The sequence below is a fragment of the Tenacibaculum sp. SM2510 genome, from assembly GCF_057002845.1.
In genome coordinates this window covers 780,489-800,660 of the sequence record NZ_CP192703.1, presented here as the reverse complement: position 1 = coordinate 800,660, position 20,172 = coordinate 780,489, and the positions used below count along the sequence as shown (strand labels likewise).

At 31.8% G+C, this 20,172-nt stretch carries 22 protein-coding genes; 10 read left to right on the top strand and 12 right to left on the bottom strand.

Annotation, left to right across the window (positions count from 1 at the left end):
• Nucleotides 1–4 precede the first annotated feature (4 nt).
• From ACQ629_RS03520 to ACQ629_RS03490, 7 genes are all read right to left on the bottom strand, one after another.
• The gene (locus ACQ629_RS03520; protein WP_483706566.1) at nt 5–754 is read right to left on the bottom strand and encodes a glycosyltransferase; all 750 of its coding nucleotides are present in this window, start codon (nt 752–754) and stop codon (nt 5–7) included.
• Complete coding sequence (trmD, locus tag ACQ629_RS03515) at nt 747–1,424, bottom strand: tRNA (guanosine(37)-N1)-methyltransferase TrmD (RefSeq protein WP_483706565.1); 678 nt, start codon at nt 1,422–1,424, stop codon at nt 747–749. The genes ACQ629_RS03520 and trmD overlap by 8 nt, the downstream gene beginning before the upstream one ends.
• Nucleotides 1,425–1,454: 30 nt before the next feature.
• The gene (locus tag ACQ629_RS03510; RefSeq protein ID WP_483706564.1) at nt 1,455–2,315 is read right to left on the bottom strand and encodes an RluA family pseudouridine synthase; all 861 of its coding nucleotides are present in this window, start codon (nt 2,313–2,315) and stop codon (nt 1,455–1,457) included.
• Nucleotides 2,316–2,459: 144 nt separating this feature from the next.
• Nucleotides 2,460–2,882: a VOC family protein gene (locus ACQ629_RS03505; RefSeq protein ID WP_483706563.1), complete on the bottom strand. Its 423-nt coding sequence runs from the start codon at nt 2,880–2,882 to the stop codon at nt 2,460–2,462.
• A gap of 102 nt (nt 2,883–2,984) precedes the next feature.
• Nucleotides 2,985–4,676: a gamma-glutamyltransferase gene (ggt, locus tag ACQ629_RS03500; RefSeq protein WP_483706562.1), complete on the bottom strand. Its 1,692-nt coding sequence runs from the start codon at nt 4,674–4,676 to the stop codon at nt 2,985–2,987.
• Between the two features lie 4 nt (nt 4,677–4,680).
• Nucleotides 4,681–5,268 carry an acyl carrier protein phosphodiesterase gene (locus ACQ629_RS03495; protein ID WP_483706561.1) on the bottom strand — a complete coding sequence of 196 codons (588 nt, stop codon included), beginning with the start codon at nt 5,266–5,268 and terminating at the stop codon, nt 4,681–4,683.
• 68 nt (nt 5,269–5,336) lie between these two features.
• Complete coding sequence (locus ACQ629_RS03490) at nt 5,337–6,800, bottom strand: aminoacyl-histidine dipeptidase (protein ID WP_483706560.1); 1,464 nt, start codon at nt 6,798–6,800, stop codon at nt 5,337–5,339.
• 93 nt (nt 6,801–6,893) lie between these two features.
• On the opposite strand from ACQ629_RS03490, the gene recR reads away from it, so the two are divergent.
• Nucleotides 6,894–7,511 (top strand): recombination mediator RecR, encoded by a 618-nt coding sequence (gene recR / locus ACQ629_RS03485; RefSeq protein ID WP_483706559.1) that lies wholly within the window; start codon nt 6,894–6,896, stop codon nt 7,509–7,511.
• A 61-nt stretch (nt 7,512–7,572) separates the two neighbouring features.
• Here recR and ACQ629_RS03480 read toward each other — a convergent pair whose 3' ends face one another.
• The 5 genes from ACQ629_RS03480 to ACQ629_RS03460 form a co-directional block, all read right to left on the bottom strand.
• Nucleotides 7,573–7,998, bottom strand: a complete 426-nt coding sequence (locus ACQ629_RS03480; protein WP_483706558.1) for a hypothetical protein — start codon at nt 7,996–7,998, stop codon at nt 7,573–7,575.
• 79 nt (nt 7,999–8,077) lie between these two features.
• Nucleotides 8,078–8,668, bottom strand: a complete 591-nt coding sequence (locus tag ACQ629_RS03475; RefSeq protein WP_483706557.1) for a CopD family protein — start codon at nt 8,666–8,668, stop codon at nt 8,078–8,080.
• 231 nt (nt 8,669–8,899) lie between these two features.
• Nucleotides 8,900–9,910, bottom strand: coding sequence for a ferrochelatase (gene hemH, locus ACQ629_RS03470; RefSeq protein WP_483707156.1), 1,011 nt, complete (start codon nt 9,908–9,910; stop codon nt 8,900–8,902).
• A gap of 72 nt (nt 9,911–9,982) precedes the next feature.
• Nucleotides 9,983–10,513 (bottom strand): TrmH family RNA methyltransferase, encoded by a 531-nt coding sequence (locus ACQ629_RS03465; RefSeq protein ID WP_483706556.1) that lies wholly within the window; start codon nt 10,511–10,513, stop codon nt 9,983–9,985.
• Nucleotides 10,514–11,401 (bottom strand): helix-turn-helix domain-containing protein, encoded by an 888-nt coding sequence (locus ACQ629_RS03460; protein WP_483706555.1) that lies wholly within the window; start codon nt 11,399–11,401, stop codon nt 10,514–10,516.
• 209 nt (nt 11,402–11,610) lie between these two features.
• On the opposite strand from ACQ629_RS03460, the gene hemA reads away from it, so the two are divergent.
• From hemA to ACQ629_RS03415, 9 genes are all read left to right on the top strand, one after another.
• A complete protein-coding gene (hemA, locus tag ACQ629_RS03455; protein WP_483706554.1) occupies nt 11,611–12,879 on the top strand; it encodes a glutamyl-tRNA reductase in 1,269 nt (422 codons plus the stop codon).
• Complete coding sequence (gene hemC / locus ACQ629_RS03450) at nt 12,863–14,449, top strand: hydroxymethylbilane synthase (protein ID WP_483706553.1); 1,587 nt, start codon at nt 12,863–12,865, stop codon at nt 14,447–14,449. The genes hemA and hemC overlap by 17 nt, the downstream gene beginning before the upstream one ends.
• Before the next feature lie 121 nt (nt 14,450–14,570).
• On the top strand, nt 14,571–15,536 hold the full coding sequence (hemB, locus tag ACQ629_RS03445; RefSeq protein ID WP_483706552.1) for a porphobilinogen synthase: 966 nt from the start codon (nt 14,571–14,573) through the stop codon (nt 15,534–15,536).
• Between the two features lie 54 nt (nt 15,537–15,590).
• On the top strand, nt 15,591–15,845 hold the full coding sequence (locus tag ACQ629_RS03440; protein WP_483706551.1) for a GIY-YIG nuclease family protein: 255 nt from the start codon (nt 15,591–15,593) through the stop codon (nt 15,843–15,845).
• Nucleotides 15,846–15,936: 91 nt separating this feature from the next.
• Nucleotides 15,937–17,226, top strand: a complete 1,290-nt coding sequence (gene hemL, locus ACQ629_RS03435) for a glutamate-1-semialdehyde 2,1-aminomutase (RefSeq protein WP_483706550.1) — start codon at nt 15,937–15,939, stop codon at nt 17,224–17,226.
• Nucleotides 17,227–17,237: 11 nt separating this feature from the next.
• Nucleotides 17,238–17,675, top strand: coding sequence for a protease complex subunit PrcB family protein (locus tag ACQ629_RS03430; protein ID WP_483706549.1), 438 nt, complete (start codon nt 17,238–17,240; stop codon nt 17,673–17,675).
• Between the two features lies 1 nt (nt 17,676).
• Nucleotides 17,677–18,702, top strand: coding sequence for a uroporphyrinogen decarboxylase (hemE, locus tag ACQ629_RS03425; RefSeq protein ID WP_483706548.1), 1,026 nt, complete (start codon nt 17,677–17,679; stop codon nt 18,700–18,702).
• Nucleotides 18,703–18,728: 26 nt separating this feature from the next.
• The gene (locus ACQ629_RS03420; RefSeq protein WP_483706547.1) at nt 18,729–19,346 is read left to right on the top strand and encodes a TlpA family protein disulfide reductase; all 618 of its coding nucleotides are present in this window, start codon (nt 18,729–18,731) and stop codon (nt 19,344–19,346) included.
• A 70-nt stretch (nt 19,347–19,416) separates the two neighbouring features.
• Nucleotides 19,417–20,163, top strand: a complete 747-nt coding sequence (locus tag ACQ629_RS03415; RefSeq protein WP_483706546.1) for an EI24 domain-containing protein — start codon at nt 19,417–19,419, stop codon at nt 20,161–20,163.
• The last annotated feature ends 9 nt before the right edge of the window (nt 20,164–20,172 follow it).

Here is a 20,172-nt window from a genome sequence, read left to right as displayed (position 1 = left end):
TTATTTAAGATTTGTATCGTTTTTTTATAGAAAGTAAATCAAACCAAAGTTTAAAGAAATAAGTCATTTTTACACGACTATCGTCAGCATCAATCCAAGATTTTAAAGGGATTTCTCTAGCGATATTTTTCATGTTTTCTTTTTTGAAAATGAAAATTAAACGGTGAAAAATTTCTACATCAAATAGCCATTTCGAAATAAAATCTTCTTTGAAAACTTTTGAAGCGATTTCTTTATTGAAAATTTTACATCCGCATTGTGTATCATAAACCTTTAAATCTAATTGTTTAGATATTAAAGTGGCAATAAATCTACCGATAAAAAAACGATATTGTTTACGCTGAATATCAGTATCTATTTTTGCAATCCTAGATCCGAAAGCAAATTGAACTGTTGTATTTATTTCTTTACTTATACTTTGGCACTCCTCTAAGGTAGTTGCTAAATCAGCATCTAAATAAGCAATTTTTAAAAAGGAATTATTTGCTTCACAGAAATTAAAACCAGCTTTAACAGCACCTGCTTTTCCTACATTTTGAGCTAAAGAAAGTAGTTTTATGTTTTTAGGATATACAGTAATTAATTTCTCTATAACGTCATCAGTTTTATCCGAAGAACCATCGTTTACAAAAAATAACAGCACACCAGGAGTTGTATTTAAAAACTGTTTAAACTGATTTATAGGTAATCGATTTTCCTCATTATAACAAGGAATAACAATAATTAAATCGTGATGTGGTTTTTGATTAATCATCTAATAAATCGGGTCTTATATTCTTAGTGTGTTGGTACGCTTTTTCATTTCTCCATTCATCAATTTTTGGAAAATTACCCGATAATAATACTTCCGGAACTTTCATTCCATCATATTCTGCAGGTCTTGTATAAACTGGCGGAGATAATAAGTCGTCTTGAAAAGAATCTGTTAAAGCAGATTGCTCATCACCTAAAACACCCGGAATTAAACGAACAACAGCATCACATAAAATTGCTGCGGCCAATTCGCCACCTGTTAAAACATAATCGCCAATAGAAATTTCTTTCGTAATAAATCGATCTCTAACACGCTGATCTACTCCTTTATAGTGCCCTGTTAAAATAATAATATTTTCTTTTAACGAAAGTGTATTTGCGGTAGATTGATTTAACGTTTTAGCATCAGGAGTCATATAAATAATCTCATCATACGCTCTTTCTGATTGTAATTTAGAAATACAATTATCAATCGGTTCGATCATTAAAACCATACCAGCGCCACCACCAAATTGGGTGTCGTCTAGTTTTTTGTAAGAACCGATTCCGTAATCACGTAAATTGTGAAAATGGATTTCAGCTAAACCTTTATCAATGGCGCGTTTCATCATAGAATGTTCAAACGGGCTTTTTAGTAAATCTGGTGCTAGGGTAATAATATCTATTCGCATAATGGCAAAGATATATTTTTTAAAGGATACTTAAGATGGAAATATTTTTTTGAATTTCTTCGGAAGTTCTTTTGTTTCGTTAATTGTTTCTTTCGTAAACGGATGGTCAAACTTTAAAGCAGATGCGTGTAAATACAATCCTTTTCCGTTTAAAATTAGTCCGTCTATAAAGTGTTCTTTATCACCTAATATCGGATTTTTAATAGCTAATAGATGTTTTCTTAATTGATGTTTTCTGCCTGTTTTTGGTGTTAATTCAACTAAATTTAAATTATTAAAACGCTCAGAAATAACGGTTTTTAAAACTTGATAAGAAGTAAATGCAGCTTTTGCATCAATAGGGGAATTAATTTCTCCTTTTTCTTCCATCTTACCTATAGTTATGGCATGATATGTTTTTTGAATTTGCTTATTTTTAAATAACTGATTCAAAGCAATAATACTTGAGCTAGTTTTTCCGATTAGTAATAATCCACTTGTCGGGTAATCTAATCGATGCACAGGTCTTGGTCGTACAGCGTCAAAAAGAGTACTTTTTGTTATGTTTTGCAGCAAAGCATTATCTATCGTTGCAAATGAGTTTCCGCTAACTAAAATTCCCGAAGGTTTATAAATTACGGCTAAATAATCATCTTCAAAAAGAATATCTAAGTCAAACTCAAATTGTTTAAACGTAGTATCGTTTACTTTTTTATATAATTCGATAAGTTCATTACCATTTATAAATAGGGCAGTAGTGGCAATTTTACCATCTACTAAAATCAATTCTTTTTTAATTGCTTTTTTTAAACCAGATTTAGTCGGAATTGTTTTAAAAATACCAACTCCGTATTCTTGTAATCGAAGCGATTTTTCTAACGTCGGAACCTCATGTGTTTCTGATACAGTCATTGTTTTTTGAAAATCCTTTTTCTTAGTATGATTCTAAATTTACTTTAATATTTTTGAACTTTATATGAATCACTCATTATGTGAACCTGAAACAAGTTCAGGTTGCCGAAACTGGTTGGTAATTGTCATTAAATACCTTGTTCATTATTTAGCAAACAATTGCGACATGTCTTTAAAGGCTTTAAATTCTAAAGCATTATTTTCTGGATCATTAAAAAACATCGTTGCTTGTTCGCCAACCAATCCTTTAAAGCGAATAGTTGGAGCTATAATAAACTTGGTGTTATTCGTTTTTAATCTTTCAGAAAGTGCTATCCAATCATTCCATTTTAAAACAACTCCAAAATGCGGAACAGGAACATCGTGCCCGTCTACAGGATTTGTAATTGAATTTGTTGGTTGATAACCTTCTTTTTGATGTATAACTAATTGATGTCCGAAGAAATTAAAATCTACCCAATGATCAGAGCTTCTACCTTCTTCACATTGTAAAATATCTCTATAAAAAGTTCTGCTCTTTTCTAAGTTTTGAACAGGAATTGCTATGTGAAATGGTTGTATTTGCATTAGTTTTAAAGTTGATATTTCTCGACTTCGCTCGAAATGACATTCATTATTTTTTCATTTTTACTAACTACTAACTACTAACTACTAACTACTAACTACTCATTAAAATCCTTCAGCTTTATCATCACCTCTAGGGTCCGCGCCACCTTCTAAATTCCCGTTAGGTAATACTAAAATCCCGGCTACTTTACCAATAACAGGACTGTCTTCTTCATTTAAAAGATATCCTAATTTTTGTAAATTTTGTTTAACAGTTGTATCGAATTTATTAGGTTCCATCATAATAACATCAGGCAACCATTGATGGTGAAATCGTGGTTGATTAACAGCTTCTTGCATGCCCATTTTAAATTCGTGTACATTTAAAATAGCTTGTAATACAGAAGTTATAATGGTAGATCCGCCAGGCGTACCAACAACCATCCATAGTTTACCGTTTTTTTCAACAATAGTTGGTGTCATTGAACTTAACATGCGTTTTTCTGGAGCAATTTCATTTGCTTTTGCACCAATTAATCCAAACATATTTGGTTCACCAGGTTTGCTGCTAAAATCATCCATTTCATTATTTAAAAAGAAACCTAAATCGGCACAATATAATTTAGAGCCATAGGCACCATTAATTGTAGTGGTTACAGAAACGGCATTTCCAAATTTATCAACAATAGAGTAATGCGTTGTTTCATCACTTTCTGTCATTTGAACATCACCATGAGAAACATCATCAGAAGAAGTTGCTTTATCAAAAGAGAAATCTCTCATTCTGTATTTGGTATATCTTTTACTCGTTAAAGTATCTAGCAGTATATGAACAAAATCAGGGTCTCCTAAAAAGAAACTTCTGTCGGCATATGCACGTCTTTCGGCTTCTGTAATAACCTGAATCGTTTTTGTAGAGTTATGGCCAAACTTATCTAATTCATAAGGTTCAATAGCATTCATTATTTGTGCCAAACAAACGCCGCCGCTAGATGGAGGCGACATAGAAATTACACGTAAGTCATCATATTTAAAGGTAACTGGAGTTCGCCATTTAGCTTCGTATTTCGCCAAATCTTCTTCAGTCATAATTCCGCCATTGGCTTGCATAAACCTCACCAAACGTTTTGCTGTTTCACCTTTGTAAAATTCATTCCTACCATTTACTAAAATGCGCTCTAAAGTTGCTGCTAGCGCAGGATATTTAATAGTGTCGTTCTTTTTCCAAGGTTTATTAAAAAGAATCGTGTCTTTATTTGCTTTTAAGAATGAAGGTTGGTGTTTTTTTATGCGATTTTCTTGTTTTTGCGTAACGATAACGCCTTTTTTAGCCAAAGCAATAACCGGCATCAAAATATCAGCAATAGGTAAAATTCCAAATTTTTTATGAGCAGCGAAAACTCCGGCAACTGTACCAGGGATTCCAACAGCCATCGCGCCAAGTGTGCTTTTGTTTTTAACAACATTACCAAGACTGTCTAAAAACATGTTTTTAGCAGCCGCGAGTGGTGCTTTTTCACGATAATCTAACGCGCCAATTTCTCCTGTGTTTTTACGATATACCATAAATCCGCCACCGCCAATATTACCTGCATACGGATATGCTACCGCTAAAGATAGCTCTGTGGCTGCCATTGCATCGAAAGCATTTCCCCCTTTTTTAAGAATATCAGCTCCGATTTTTGAAGCTTCTTCTCTAGCAGAAACAACCATTGCTTTGGTTGTAACTAATCCGATAATTTTCTCTTTAGGAAGTGTCTTTTTACAACTTAATATAGTTGCTGAAAAGAATATAAATAAGAATATGTTTTTCATGATTTTAAGTTGTAATGTTGATTTTTGAATTGCAATACTCACGTAAATCTTCAAAGAATAAGGTAAAGTCTTCTTCAAATAATTGATAGTGAATTAATAAATCTTCAGAAGCTAAATTCATTTGAGAGATTCCTTTAGTTCTTTTGTTTATGCCGTTTAAAACTTCTTGAATTCCTTTTGCAAATTGATAGTTATATAGCCAATTGTATTTGGTTAAAAAGGGAAGTATTTCTTGTGTTTTTTCGGGAAGAATATCAAAATTTTCTTCTAAAAGTTTATAAACAGATTTCACATAAATACCCAAAGGAATTTCAGAGTAAGTACTCCAATTTTTGGCTAAAAAATGATCGAAAAAAATATCGATAATTACACCATCATAATGACGATAACGTTCATGTAATCGTCTTTTGCTTTTTCTAACAATAGGGTGTGCGTCTGTAAAAGTATCTATTTGACGGTGTAAAAGAATCCCTTTTTTTATTTCTTCTTTAAAATGAGAAAATTTATTTCCTTTAATATGATCAGCAATAAAATTACCAATCATTAAGTCTGTATTATTCCCAGATAAATATAAATGTGCTAAAAAATTCATTTGATAAAAGTAAACAAAAAACCACAACTTGTAAGTTGTGGTTTTAGTATTTATTTTAATATAACTTATTAATTTTTACTAGGAATGTTTTTTAAAACCGCTAATAAAAATTTCCAATATTTTTGAGTAGATGAAATTTGTGCACGTTCATCAGGTGAGTGAGGTCCTCTAATGTTTGGTCCAAAAGAAACCATATCCATTTTTGGGTAATTCTGACCTAAAAGACCGCATTCTAAACCTGCATGACAAGCAGCCACATTCGGTTTTTCATGATGTAAATCTTCATATAGTTTTGCAACCATTTTTAAGATTTCAGAATCTAAATTCGGCAACCAGCCAGGGTATGTTCCAGAAAATTCAACATCAAAACCTGCTAATTCAAACGCTGAACGTAACGAATTTGCTAAGTCCCATTTATTGCTATCAGAAGAAGAACGTGTTAAACATCCTATTTTAATTTTTCCTTCTTTTACTATAACTCTAGCGATATTGTTAGAAGTTTCAACTAAACCTTCAATATCCGGACTCATACGATACACACCATTTAAAGCTGTATATATTGATTTTATCAATCCTTCTTGAACACCTAAATCCATTACTTTTTTAGGAGTTTCTATAGTTTTTAATTCGATTGATAAATTTGGTTCAAGTAAAGAAAATTCAGCTTTAATACTGTTGATTAATTCTTGAATTTCGGATAAGAATGGCTCTTTAGAGACAGTATCTATAACTACAGTAGAAAAGCTTTCGCGAGGTATTGCATTACGTAAACTACCACCATTTATTTCAGCAACACGTAATCCGAAGTTTGTAAAACCATCAAATAATAAACGATTCATTATTTTATTGGCATTTCCTAAGCCTTTATGGATATCCATTCCTGAATGTCCTCCATTTAAACCTGTAATAGAAATCTCAAAAGCAGTGGTATTATCAGGAGTAGTTTCTTCATTGTATGTTCTTGTTGCAGTAACATCTACACCACCAGCACAACCCATGCTAATTTCATCATCATCTTCTGTATCTAGGTTTAATAAAATCTCACCTTCTAAAATTCCGCCTTCTAATCCCATTGCACCAGTCATACCTGTTTCTTCATCAATAGTAAACAAGGCTTCAACAGCAGGATGTGCAATATCAGTAGACTCTAAAATAGCCATAATCGACGCTACACCTAAACCATTATCAGCACCTAAGGTAGTTCCGTCTGCTTTTACCCAATCACCATCAATAAACATTTTAATTCCTTCTGTATCAAAATCGAAAACAGTATCAGAATTTTTTTGATGTACCATATCTAGGTGACTCTGCATCACAATCATTTTACGATTTTCCATTCCAGAAGAAGCTGGTTTGCGAATAATTACGTTACCAACCTTATCAACCATCGTTTCAAGATTAAGGCTTTTACCAAAATCAACCATAAATTGAATAACTCTTTCTTCTTTTTTTGATGGACGAGGTACTGCGTTTAAAAGCGCAAAATTCTTCCAAATTGCTTTAGGTTCTAAGTTTTTTATATCTGAATTCATTGTAAAATGTTTGTTTAAATTTAAAGTACAAATATACTTTTTTAAAGTGATATATGTTAGTGTGCTGTGTTTGAAAAATTGTAAATTCGCGGCATGGATTTTTCATCAAAATTATTAGAAAGAGCGGTAGATGAAGTGAGTAGATTACCCGGTATTGGTAAACGAACAGCACTTCGTTTGGTATTGCATTTATTAAAACAGCCTACAGAGAATACAAAGTATTTAACGGCTGCTTTAACAGACTTGCGAACTGATGTAAAATCTTGTAATAAATGCCATAATATTTCAGATACTGTTTTGTGTGAAATTTGTAATAACCCAAATAGAAATGCTGAATTAGTATGTGTTGTAGAAGATATTCGTGATGTAATGGCTATTGAAAATACAGCTCAGTTTAGAGGTGTGTATCATGTATTAGGTGGGAAAATTTCTCCTATCGAAGGAATTGGACCACAAAACTTACAAATAGAATCTTTAGTTAATAAAGTAAAAGAAGGGAATATTAAGGAATTAATTTTTGCTTTAAGCTCTACTATGGAGGGTGATACAACGAATTTTTATATTTACAAGCAAATTGAGGAATGCAATATACAAACCTCTACAATTGCACGAGGAATTTCGGTTGGTGATGAATTAGAATATGCTGATGAAGTTACGCTTGGTAGAAGTATTGTTAATAGAATACCTTTTGAGCAATCTATAAAAGGGTAGAAAAAAGGCGAAGTTTTAAAACTTCACCTTTTTTTATATTTAATATGGAAAAAGTAAATATTTACTTTCTTTTATATGTTGAAGTATAAATTGTAATAACACCGTCAAAATCATCTGTTTCAGAAATAACAAAAGTATTGTCGTTATCCTTAAAAGTTAAGTTAGATATTTCCTCAGCTTCTCTAGTCGTAGTTATTCCATAGCTACCGTTCCCTTTATTTGTCCAAGTACCAGTTGTCGTTCCTTCATTAACACAATCAGTTCCATCAAAGAAAAATGATTCAATATTTAACTTTCCATTTTCAAGAATATTTATGCTTCTTTTTCTTTCGCAGGTTGTTGTTTCTTCAGTATTCGTAACACCATCAATAATTTCGCTTTGAGAAAAAGGATACCAGCTGCCAACAAAAGGGTCAAGGTTATCATTATTGTCAGAACAAGAAAATAAGGTAAATACAGCAATAGATAAGATAAGTAATTTTTTCATCATTTTTTTTTTAGAATTAAGCCGCAATGATACTAATAATAATTTATTATTCAGTAATTTATCTTTATATATGGTTTTTTTATAGCTCTAATTCTTCATCCTTTTCAATCAATTCTTTTTCAAATTTATCCCACGATTTTTTTGCTCTTACTTTTTTGTAAAAACGAATTCCGATCATCAATAAAACGCCAAAAAGAACAATACCTACAACTCCCCAAATCCAATTAATAGCACTTTTTAAAACGACTAAAAATACTACGGCAAACAAAATTACGGTTGGCGCTTCGTTAAATATTCTTAGTTTTGTTGGTGAGTAGTTAATTTTATTCCGTTGTAATTCTTTATATATTTTGTGGCAAAATCCGTGGTAAAAATATAAAGCTAAAACAAATGCTAGCTTTACATGCATCCAAGGCATTTGAAAATAAGCAGGGTTTTTATAAAGCATCCAAAAAGCAAAAAAACTAGCTAAAACTAAAGAAGGCCATGTGATAATATACCACAAGCGTTTTGTCATTAATTTATACTGCGTTTGCAAAATAGTTTTAGCGGGTTCGTCTTTTGTTTCGGCTTCTACATGGTAAATAAATAAGCGACCAATATAAAATAAACCAGCAAACCAAGTAACTACAAAAATAATATGTAATGCTTTTACGTATAAAAAATCCATTTTTTCTATTTAAATTTATTAACTGTTATAGTTTAGAGACAGATCAAAAACTAATTAAACAAAGTTCTCGATACAGTTTTTTGTTCCTCAAAAATTTACTCGAACTGACATTCGTTTTTATTTAAAAAAATGCTCTAAATGATAATTATATGTCACTTCGAGCGCAGTCGAGAAGTTTTTAGATCTCGACTGCGCTCGACCAAACAACTTATATTTTCTACTAACTACTAGTTAAAAATTATTAATCCATCCGGCTAAAACACTTACCCATTCATCATTGTCGTTAATACACGGCACCGTGTAAAATTCTTCTCCACCGGCTTCTAAAAACTCATGTTTTCCTTCCATGGCAATTTCTTCTAATGTTTCTAAGCAATCAGAAACAAAAGCAGGAGTAGCAATGGCTAATTTTTTAACTCCGTCTTTTTCAGCTTTTTTCACAATCGTTCTATCAGTATAAGGTTGTAACCAAGGGTCTACACCTAAACGAGATTGAAAAGAAGTAGATACCGTATTTTCATCCAAACCTAATGCTGAAATCACATTTTTTGTTGTTTGATAACATTGGTGGCGGTAACAAAACTCATGTGCTTTTGATGGTGTGTTGCAACAGCTACCATCTATCTTACAATGACTTTTTGTAATGTCTGATTTACCAATGTGGCGTTCAGGAACTCCGTGGTAAGAGAATAATAAGTGGTCATAATCTTTATCAGCTAAATAATCTTTAATACTATTTGATAAAGCTTTAATATATTCAGGCTTATTATAAAACGCAGGAACATATGTTATTTTCATTTCAGGAAAGAACTCTTTGCGAATTTTTTCTGCTAAAACGACAATAGTTTCGGTAGTTGCCATTGCAAACTGAGGGTAAAGCGGAACTAACATAACTTCTGTAACGCCTTTATCATGTAATTCTTGTAGTCCTTTTTTTATGGTCATTGTACCATAGCGCATTGCTAATGCAACCGGAAGCTCAGTTTTTTGTTGCACTTTTTTTTGTAAGCGTTGAGAAAGTACAATTAAAGGAGAACCTTCTTTCCACCAAATTTTTTTATAAGCAGCGGCAGATTTTTTAGGCCTCGTATTTAAAATAATTCCTTTCACTAAAAACGAACGAAACCAATAAGGAACATCAATAACGCGTTCGTCCATTAAAAACTCTCCTAAATATTTTTTCACATCCTTAGGACCTGTGCTTTCTGGTGATCCTAGGTTTACTAATAAAGCTCCTTTCATTTTTTTAGAATTTATTTCAGTATCTATTTTATCTGTCATTGCGAGTAAAACGTTGTAATCTTAAGTTAAAGATTACTTCACTATGTTCGTAATGACGTTCTTTTTATTTAACTGGTTTGTTGTTTCATATAAAGCAATACTTAAACTGTGTATCACATTCATAGATGAGTTGCGGCCGTACATTGGTATTCCAACAGTTGCGTCTAACAAATCAATATTTTCAATTCCATTTCTTTCGCTACCCAAAAGTAAAACTATTTTTTCTGTTGCTGTGAAATCAAAATCCTGAATATTTATACTATCATCAGTAATTTCAATACCAATAATAGTATTTCCTTCTTTTTTTAGTTGATTTATTAGCAAGTTGAAATCACTGTAAGTAGCGTGTTCAATTTGATTTATGGTGTTTCTAGCAGTACGAGATACATTTCTGTTCTTTACAGAAGGCGAACTATCATGTAAAAATATTTTTTGAACACCAAAGCTTTCAGAAATACGAAAACACATACCAATATTCTCGGGAGTTCTTATAGCGTCGCAAACAATAGTTATAGGAAACAGTTGTTGTTTGTTTTCGATGTCGTAATGTGTAAGTTGTTTCATTTAGTTGTTTTGTAAGCTCATTACATATTGTTTTGGTGTGGTGCCAAACTTCTTTTTAAAGGCTGCTATAAAATGGCTAGAAGTGCTGTAGCCAACTTGCAAGCCAACTTCGTTTACATTGTATTGGTTGCTTTCTAAAAGTTTACGAGCATGTTCCATCTTGTAATCAAACAGAAAACTGTAAACAGTGTCACCATATATTTGCTTAAAACCTTCTTTTAATTTCTTTAAGTTTAAACCAACTTCGTTTGCTAATTCTTGCAATGTTGGTGGTTCGCTCATTCTTGAGATAATAATGTCTTTAGCTTGCCTGATTTTTAAAATTTCACGATCATCAACTAAAAACGGACAGTATTCATTTTCTGTATTTTCGCCAGTATCAAAATGAAGACTAAGTAACTCGTATGTTTTACCTTTAATATAAAGGTCTTTCATTGAGCTATGATTTTGTGCTGTTAAAATTTGCTGCAATACCATTAAGGTATTCGAACTTATTTCTGTATTGTCATAATATTTTTTATTCTTGTTATCATCACTCAAAAAAGGAATATAACTAGCTTCTTTCGAAAACAAAGCATGAAATTTTTCGATAGTTATTAAAACAGACACCAAAGATGTTTTTGGTAAAATCTCTAAGTTTATTGGTAAGTTTTGCTGCGGATTGTATAAAAATATAGCGTGTTTATCTAATACATTAAAAGTATAGCTGTTTTCATTAAAATGGAACTTACAATTTCCTTTTACACAATAATGTAGCTGTATATAAGAGTTATCGATGTCTCTTTTATAGACTTCTGTTTTGTTAGAGTTATTTTGAAATTTTAAGACAAAAAAACCTTTTTCTAACAATACTTCTCTAAACGTACTTTCTGCGATGTTTTTTGACATAGATCAAAATATATTTAAAAACAATTTATTTAGAACGACTCTAAATTGAAATGCTACCAATAGTGGGTTTCATTGCAAAAATACACTTTATCTGTGTTTTAGAGATGTTTTTAGTTTAAAAAACTGATAACGACATTAAAAGTTCTTTCAGCGACATTTTTTTATATTTAATCTTTATATTTTTGACCCACCTTATTGAAGAAGACTGAATGACAGCAGATACACATAATAAGAATTTATATAACATAGGTGTTAGTTACAAAAAGGCTGATGCTACTATTAGAGGTAAGTTTAGTATTTCTAAGGAAAATCAAATACAACTTTTAGAAGAAGCAAGGCAAAACGGTGTTGATGGTATTTTTGTGTTATCAACTTGTAATAGAACAGAAATTACTGGTTTTGCAGAACACCCTTTTCAATTAATTAGTATGCTTTGTAAGTATTCAAACGGAGCGGTAGAGGAGTTTGCAGAAGTTTCTAATGTATATAAAAACAACGAAGCTATTACGCACCTTTTTAGGATGGGTACTGGTTTAGATAGCCAAATTTTAGGAGATTACGAAATTGTAGGCCAATTGCGCCAAGCGTTTAAATTAGCAAAAGAAGTAGGAACTACCAATGCATATTTCGAGCGTTTGTTAAATCATGTAATGCAGGCAAGTAAGCGTGTAAAGAATGAAACAAAGTTAAGTTCAGGAACTACATCGGTTTCTTATGCCGCAGTTCAATACATCATTAAAAATTCGCCAAATTATAATTCGAAAAATATTTTAGTTTTCGGATTGGGTAAAATGGGGAAACACACTTGCAAGAACTTAGCTGAATATACTCAAAATAAAACAGTAAGTTTAATTAATAGAACCGAAGAAAAAGCGGAAGAGTTTGTAAAAGAACATCCATCAATAAAAAAAGTTAAATATAATAATTTAACGAAAGAAGTAGCAAATACAGATGTTTTGATTGTTTCTACAGGTGCTTCTGAAGCGACTATCAAAAGAGAACATATTTTAACGACTAAAGAATTGCTAATTTTAGATTTATCGATGCCGGCAAATGTTTCGAAAGAAGTAGCAGATTTAGAAAATGTTACGCTGATAAATGTTGATGAGTTATCTAAAATTACAGATGAAACATTAGCAATTCGTCAGCAAGAAATACCTACAGCCGAAGCTATTATAGAAACTCATAAAGAAGAGTTTGGAGAATGGCTGCATCATAGAAAATTTACCCCAGCTATTACTGCGTTAAAAGAATCGTTAAAAACAATTCAACAAGACGAAATAGCTTTTCATAAGAAAAAAATAAAAGACTTTGATGAATCTCAGGCAGAAGTAATTACGTCGAGATTTATTCAAAAAATAACTACACAATTTGTAAAACACTTAAAAGCTGAAGAAACTTCTGTAAGTAATAGTATAGAGGTAATGGCTAAAGTATTTGGTGCAAATTTAGAAACTATCCATGCAGAAGACAATTAGAATAGGTACACGTGATAGCCAATTGGCTATGTGGCAAGCAAACAAAGTTCGTAAAGAACTAGAAGAATTAGAGTATAAATGTGAAATAGTGCCGATTAAATCTGCTGGAGATCTTGTTTTAGACAAGCCTTTGTATGAATTAGGATTCACAGGAATTTTTACTAAAAATTTAGATATCGCAATGTTAAATGGCGATATTGATGTTGCAGTACATTCTTTAAAAGATGTTCCAACGGTTTTACCTGAAGGGATTATTCAAGCAGCTGTTTTAAAACGTGCCAATTACAACGACATCTTAGTTTTAAAAGACAACGAAGAGTTTTTTGGTCAGCCTAATGGTGTAATTGCAACAGGTAGTTTACGAAGAAAAGCACAGTGGTTAAATCGCTATCCTACGCATGAAGTTGTTGGTTTACGAGGAAACGTAAATACGCGCTTAGAAAAGTTAGAAAATAGCGAATGGGACGGTGCAATTTTTGCAGCAGCTGGTTTAGAGAGATTAGGAAAAAGACCAGAAGGAGCAATTAATCTTTCTTGGATGATTCCTGCGCCAGCACAAGGCGCTATAATGATTACGGCTTTAGAAAATGATGATTTTTCTAGAGATGCTTGTGAGCAATTAAATCATTACGAATCGCAAGTTTGTGTGGGTATAGAACGTGAATTCTTAAATTTATTAGAAGGCGGATGTACAGCACCAATAGGAGCGATTGCTTACGTTGATCCTAAAACAGAAGAAATAAACTTTAAAGGTTTATTATTAAGTAAGGACGGTAAAAAGAAAATATCAGTAACAAAAAACGCAAAAGTAGGAAGTCATCGTTTCTTAGCAAAAGATTGTGCTGATTATGTAATTAATAGAGGCGGAAAAGAATTAATGGCCGATGACGTTGAGGAAGAAAAAGAGTTTTCTGTTTACTCAACTAAGAAGTTATCAGAAATTCAAAAAGATTTATTACCAGCATCTGTTAGTATTACAGATAGTGATTTTATTAAAATTCGTTTTAACAGAATCGCACCTAAGGTAATTAAGAATGAAATTGAAAATGTAATTATTACGAGTCAAAACGGAGTAGAAGCAATAGCAAATTCTTTTACAGCAGATGAATTAAAATTCAAAAACATTTACTGTGTTGGGCGAAGAACAAAAAAGTTAATCGAACAAAAAATAGGAAAAGTTGTTAAATCTGAGAGAAATGCAGATAAGTTAGCTGCTTATCTAGCTAAAGAAATAAAAGGAAAAGAAGTAACTTATTTCTGTAGCGATTTACGTTTAGATACCTTACCAAATGCTTTAAAAGTAAACGGAATTACGGTAAACGAAGTAGAAGCATACAAAACAATGTACAGTCCGTCTAAAATTGATGAAAAAGTAAACGGAGTGTTATTTTATAGTCCATCAGGGGTTGAAAGTTATATGCAAGAAAACCCTATTGATAAAGTAGCTTTTTGTATTGGCGAAAGCACCGCAAAAGAAGCAAGAAAACATTTTAAGAATGTACAAGTAGCTAACTTACCAACTGTAGAAAGTGTGGTAGAATTAGTGAATTTGCATTTTGTTAAGAAATAATAAATATCACCTCGAGCATTACTGAAGCAAAACATGTTTTGCAGAAAGTAGTAAGTGCAGCTCATAAGAGAGGGTTTTATAATGAGGTCTCGACTGCGCTCGACCTAACAAGTGACAAATTATGTTTAGAACACGTAGGTTAAGAAAAACAGAAGGAATCAGAAGATTGGTAAAGGAAACAAAACTATCTGTAGATGATTTTGTTTATCCTTTATTTATAGAAGAAGGAACGGGAATTGAAAAAGAAATAGTTTCAATGCCTGGTATTAAACGTTTTTCTTTAGATACAATTTCTAAAGAATTAGATGAGGTTGTAGCATTAAATATTCCCGCTGTTTTATTATTCGGAATTCCATCTGAAAAAGATGATGAAGGAACAGAAACATGGAATGATAACGGAATTATGCAGCAAGCAATCCGTTTTATCAAAAAGAACTATCCAGATTTATACGTAATTACAGATGTTTGTTTTTGTGAATATACTTCACATGGGCATTGCGGAATTATTCACGATAATGATGTTGATAACGATGCAACGTTGGTAAATTTAGCAAAACAAGTTATTTCTCATGCAAAAGCAGGAGTAGACATGGTTGCGCCTTCAGGAATGATGGACGGAACGATAGATATGGTTCGCCAATCTTTAGATAATACAGGTTTTGTAAACTTGCCAATTATGGCGTATTCGGTAAAATATGCATCCGCATTTTATGGGCCATTTAGAGATGCGGCCGATTCTGCGCCTACTTTTGGCGATAGAAGAACCTATCAAATGGATCCTTCTAATAGAGATGAAGGAATGCGTGAAGCTACCTTTGATGATCAAGAAGGAGCAGATATTTTAATGGTAAAACCAGCGTTATCGTATTTAGATATCATTAGAGATTTAAAAAATAATTTCGACCGACCAATTGCATGTTATAATGTAAGTGGAGAATATGCAATGGTTAAAGCCGCAGCTGAAAAAGGATGGATTGATGGCGAAAAAGTAATGATGGAAAGTTTACTATCTATGAAAAGAGCAGGAGCAGATATTATTATTACCTATTTTGCAAAAGAAGCCGCAAAAGTATTATTAAAAAAATAAAGATTATTAATAGTATCATTCCTGCGAAGGCAGGAATCTCATACTAGAAAAGAAGTGCATAAAACTAATCATCAATATTATGTGTATATTATTACAAATAAAAAAGATGGAGTTTTATATATAGGTGTTTCAAATGATTTAGAAAGAAGAATATTTGAACATAAGAACAAATTAGTAAAAGGATTTTCTTCAAAATATAATTTAGATAAATTAGTTTACTTTGAAGTTCATCAATATATAGATGAAGCTATCAAAAGAGAAAAGAATTTGAAAAAGTGGAAAAGAGATTGGAAAGTTAATTATAATTGAAAACAATACCGATTGGAAAGATTTATCCGAAAATTGGTTTCATTAAATAAAAGATTCCTGCCTGCGCAGGAATGACAGAATATTTTAAAAGATGGAATTTAAAAAATCACAAAAATTATATAAAAAAGGATTGGTACATCTTGTTGGAGCGGTAAATTCTCCGGTAAGAGCATTTTCTTCAGTAGGAGGGAATCCGTTATTTATCAAAAAGGCAAAAGGAAGCAAAATTACAGATGTAGATGGTAATACGTTTGTAGATTTAGTATTGTCTTACGGGCCAATGATTTTAGGTCACCGTCATAAAAAAGTTCAGAAAGCAATAGACAAAGCCTTAAAGAACGGTTATACTTTTGGTGCATCAACAGAAAACGAAATTAAATTAGCAAAAATAGTTTGCGATGCTTTTCCAGGAATGGATAAAGTTCGTTTTGTAAATTCAGGTACAGAAGCCGTTTTAAGCGGAATACGTTTAGCAAGAGCATTTACAGGAAAAGATAAAATTATAAAATTTGCAGGTTGTTATCATGGGCATCAAGATGCTTTATTAGTAGCAGCAGGTTCTGGTTTAGCAACGTTAAGTTTACCGGGATCTAAAGGAGTTCCTGAAGGTGCGGTAAAAAATACTTTAATAGCAAAATATAACGATTTAGAAAGTGTAAAAGCACATTTTGAAGAACACGACGATATTGCTGGGGTTATTTTAGAACCAATTGCTGGTAATATGGGAGTTGTAATTCCTCAAAATGATTTCTTAAAAGAATTAAAAACGTATTTAGAATCTAAAGGAGCGTTGTTAATTGTTGATGAGGTAATGACAGGTTTTCGTTCTAAATTTGGTGGTGCACAAGAATTATTAGGAGTAGAAGCAGATATTACTTGTTTAGGTAAAGTTGTTGGTGGTGGTTTTCCGGTAGGAGCTTACGGAGCGCGTAATGAAATTATGCAAGAAGTAGCACCTTTAGGAGGAATGTATCAGGCAGGAACTTTAAGTGGAAACCCGATTGCTATGGCAGGAGGAATTGCTACCTTAACAGAGTTAAAGAAACAAAATCCGTATGAGAAATTTAATGAGATTGCTCAAATTATTGAAGTATTCTTATTAGAAAAAGCAAAGAAACACGGTGTAGAAATTACAGTAAATAGATTTGGTTCTATGATCAATCCATTTTTTACGAATGTTACGGTGACTAATTTTGAAGAAGCACAAACTTCTGATACTAAAAAGTTTGCTACCTTCTTTTGGGAGATGATGCATAACGGTGTTTTCTTACCACCATCGCAGTTTGAAGCATGGTTTTTATCATCAGCTTTAACAGAAAAAGATATTCAAAAGATTGCTAAGGCAATTGATAAAGGAATGGAAGCGGTATCTAAAATGTAAAACAACTATTTATGAAAATTATTCTAACCATTTTTTTTAGTTTTTTAATGAGTTCATGTCCTAGTAATCAAGAAACAGCTGCAATGATTTCTATATATCAAGGTAGTTTAAAAGGCGACGGTTCTGAAGGATTTACAAAAGAGAACATTGTAATTAACTCTACAAAAGAATGGCAAGATTTCTTAGCTAAAACAACTGTTGATAACCAATTTAAAGATGCTATTGATTTTTCAAAGCAAACAGTCTTAGTTGCTATTGATAGTAAAAGAAATACAGGAGGATTTTCGATAGAGATATCAAAAATAACAGAAAAAGGAGGTAAGCTTCATGTTAATATTACGTCTGAAGGACCAAAGCCAACAGATATGGTAACAATGGCACTTACACAACCAATACATATTGTTAAAATTAATAAAACAAGCAAAGAAATAGTCTTTGTAACGAAATAGTATGATTAAAAACGACTTATTTTTAAGAGCATTAAAAGGAGAAACTGTTGATCGTCCGCCAGTATGGATGATGCGTCAAGCAGGAAGATATTTACCAGAATTTCAAGTAATAAAAAAGAAATACGATTTCTTTACACGCTGTAGAACTCCAGAATTAGCTTCTGAAATTACGGTGCAACCTATTCGTAGATACGGAATGGATGCAGCTATTTTGTTTTCAGATATCTTGGTGATTCCACAGGCAATGAATATTGAAGTGCAAATGAAACCTGATTTCGGACCTTATTTACCAAATCCGATTAGAGATCAAAAAGGATTAGATACTGTAGTTGTTCCTGATGTTCATCAAGAATTAGGTTACGTAATGGAAGCGATAAAAGCAACTAAAGAAAAGTTGAATGACGAGGTTCCTTTAATAGGTTTTGCAGGGTCTCCATGGACAATTTTATGCTATGTTGTACAAGGACAAGGATCTAAGAATTTCGACAAGGCAAAAGAATTTTGTTTTACAAAACCAGTTTTGGCACACGAATTGCTTCAGAAGATAACAGATACCACAATTGCTTATTTAAAAGCAAAAGTAGAAGCAGGTGTAGATGCTGTTCAGGTTTTTGACTCTTGGGGCGGAATGTTATCTCCAATAGATTATCAAGAATTTTCATGGCAATACATTCAACAAATTATTGATGCGTTAAAAGATGATGCTCCAGTAATTGCTTTCGGAAAAGGATGTTGGTTTGCTTTAGATAAAATGGCAAAATCAGGAGCTTCTGCTTTAGGTGTAGATTGGACGTGTTCAGCAAGAAATGCACGATATTTAACAGGAGGGAATATTACTTTACAAGGTAATTTTGATCCTTCTAGGTTATTATCTCCACCTGCTGAAATAAAGAGAATGGTACACCAAATGATAAATGAGTTTGGTAAAGATAAATATATTGTTAACTTAGGGCACGGAATTTTACCTAATATTCCGCTTGAAAATGCAAAAGCATTTGTAGATGCGGTAAAAGAATATAAGGCTTAAAATTTAATCCCCTTAAATTATTAAAAATGAAAAAAATATTACTTTTATTAACCCTTTTATTAGTTACGAAAAGCTTTTCACAAAAGAAAATATATTATAAAGATATTGTAGATGATTGTATTACGACAGCCAGTAGTGATGCCGCTATGTTAGAAGATGTTGTGTATAATTGTATTAAAGATAAGTTTATTTCTAATTACGATTTTACTTCAATTGATGGAATAACTATTAGCACAAATCAAATTAAAAAGCCAATCATGTTATTCGCTGCGTCTACTAGATATGCGCCATGTAGAGCTCAAATACCTGCGATAAATAAAATCGTAGAAAAGTATAGCGATAAGATTAAATTTATTATGCTTTTTTCAAATGAAGAAGATGACGTTAAAAAAATCGCTGAAAAATTTGATAAAAGAATAACTTTAGTAGCTTCAAAAGAAAAAATGAAAGACAGATCAAGTTTAAACGTGTCCGGTTTTATTCATAAGTTAGATTATCCATCGGCATATTTGATAACGAGTAATAAAAGAATTTTAGACTTTAAGCGAGGAGCTTTATCTCCAACAAAAGAAATGGGATGGGATGAAGTAAATAAAATTAATGAAGAAGAATTAGAAACTTTTATTAAGCCTGTTTTAAAATAATTTTATAAAGATTTATAAAAAACCTCTTTCTTAACAGAAAGAGGTTTTTTATTTTAGTGAAAAATTAAAAATGATACAGAATATACTAAAAGGAATACAAGCTTATTTTGGTGCTTTTCAAATAATATCAAAACTAAAATTGTGGAAATACTTTATTGTGCCAATAACGATTAGTATTTTAACAGCAACTTTAATTGGAGTAACAGCCTATGCTTTATCAGATAACATCGGTTATTATATTGCTGGAATTTGGAGATGGGAATTTGGTAAGCAAGCGTTTGAAATGCTTAGTACTTTTTTTAGCGGATTGTTAATTATAGTGATTGGTTTACTTTTATACAAGCATATTGTAATGGCATTATCGGCACCATTTATGAGTCCAGTTTCAGAAAAAATAGAACATTACTTAACAAAAGAAAAACATCAGCATAGAAAAACTTCTTTTCAAGAACAATTAATAAGAGGTATTCGAATAAATGTAAGAAACCTTTTAAGAGAGTTGTTTTTTACACTTCCTATTTTACTAATAAGTTTTATACCTGTTATAGGTTTCTTTTCAGCGATTTTATTATTTATTATGCAAGCATATTATGCCGGATTTGGTAATATGGATTATACCTTAGAACGTCATTTTAAATATAAAGAAAGTATCAGTTTTGTAAAGGAAAATAAAGGAGTCGCAATCGGAAATGGAATCGTTTTTATGCTATTTTTATTAGTACCTGTTATCGGAGTAATTTTTGTTTTGCCATTATCGGTAACAGCAGCAACAACGGAAACTATTAAGAATATTCAACGAAAAAAAGCAATAGAATAAGTATTTTTG

What these genes read in the sequence shown, in the direction of transcription:
- ACQ629_RS03520 (WP_483706566.1), bottom strand. Translation starts at nt 754, where the DNA reads ATGATTAATCAAAAACCACATCACGATTTAATTATTGTTATTCCTTGT.
- trmD (WP_483706565.1), bottom strand. Translation starts at nt 1,424, where the DNA reads ATGCGAATAGATATTATTACCCTAGCACCAGATTTACTAAAAAGCCCG.
- ACQ629_RS03510 (WP_483706564.1), bottom strand. Translation starts at nt 2,315, where the DNA reads ATGACTGTATCAGAAACACATGAGGTTCCGACGTTAGAAAAATCGCTT.
- ACQ629_RS03505 (WP_483706563.1), bottom strand. Translation starts at nt 2,882, where the DNA reads ATGCAAATACAACCATTTCACATAGCAATTCCTGTTCAAAACTTAGAA.
- ggt (WP_483706562.1), bottom strand. Translation starts at nt 4,676, where the DNA reads ATGAAAAACATATTCTTATTTATATTCTTTTCAGCAACTATATTAAGT.
- ACQ629_RS03495 (WP_483706561.1), bottom strand. Translation starts at nt 5,268, where the DNA reads ATGAATTTTTTAGCACATTTATATTTATCTGGGAATAATACAGACTTA.
- ACQ629_RS03490 (WP_483706560.1), bottom strand. Translation starts at nt 6,800, where the DNA reads ATGAATTCAGATATAAAAAACTTAGAACCTAAAGCAATTTGGAAGAAT.
- recR (WP_483706559.1), top strand. Translation starts at nt 6,894, where the DNA reads ATGGATTTTTCATCAAAATTATTAGAAAGAGCGGTAGATGAAGTGAGT.
- ACQ629_RS03480 (WP_483706558.1), bottom strand. Translation starts at nt 7,998, where the DNA reads ATGAAAAAATTACTTATCTTATCTATTGCTGTATTTACCTTATTTTCT.
- ACQ629_RS03475 (WP_483706557.1), bottom strand. Translation starts at nt 8,668, where the DNA reads ATGGATTTTTTATACGTAAAAGCATTACATATTATTTTTGTAGTTACT.
- hemH (WP_483707156.1), bottom strand. Translation starts at nt 9,910, where the DNA reads ATGAAAGGAGCTTTATTAGTAAACCTAGGATCACCAGAAAGCACAGGT.
- ACQ629_RS03465 (WP_483706556.1), bottom strand. Translation starts at nt 10,513, where the DNA reads ATGAAACAACTTACACATTACGACATCGAAAACAAACAACAACTGTTT.
- ACQ629_RS03460 (WP_483706555.1), bottom strand. Translation starts at nt 11,401, where the DNA reads ATGTCAAAAAACATCGCAGAAAGTACGTTTAGAGAAGTATTGTTAGAA.
- hemA (WP_483706554.1), top strand. Translation starts at nt 11,611, where the DNA reads ATGACAGCAGATACACATAATAAGAATTTATATAACATAGGTGTTAGT.
- hemC (WP_483706553.1), top strand. Translation starts at nt 12,863, where the DNA reads ATGCAGAAGACAATTAGAATAGGTACACGTGATAGCCAATTGGCTATG.
- hemB (WP_483706552.1), top strand. Translation starts at nt 14,571, where the DNA reads ATGTTTAGAACACGTAGGTTAAGAAAAACAGAAGGAATCAGAAGATTG.
- hemL (WP_483706550.1), top strand. Translation starts at nt 15,937, where the DNA reads ATGGAATTTAAAAAATCACAAAAATTATATAAAAAAGGATTGGTACAT.
- ACQ629_RS03430 (WP_483706549.1), top strand. Translation starts at nt 17,238, where the DNA reads ATGAAAATTATTCTAACCATTTTTTTTAGTTTTTTAATGAGTTCATGT.
- hemE (WP_483706548.1), top strand. Translation starts at nt 17,677, where the DNA reads ATGATTAAAAACGACTTATTTTTAAGAGCATTAAAAGGAGAAACTGTT.
- ACQ629_RS03420 (WP_483706547.1), top strand. Translation starts at nt 18,729, where the DNA reads ATGAAAAAAATATTACTTTTATTAACCCTTTTATTAGTTACGAAAAGC.
- ACQ629_RS03415 (WP_483706546.1), top strand. Translation starts at nt 19,417, where the DNA reads ATGATACAGAATATACTAAAAGGAATACAAGCTTATTTTGGTGCTTTT.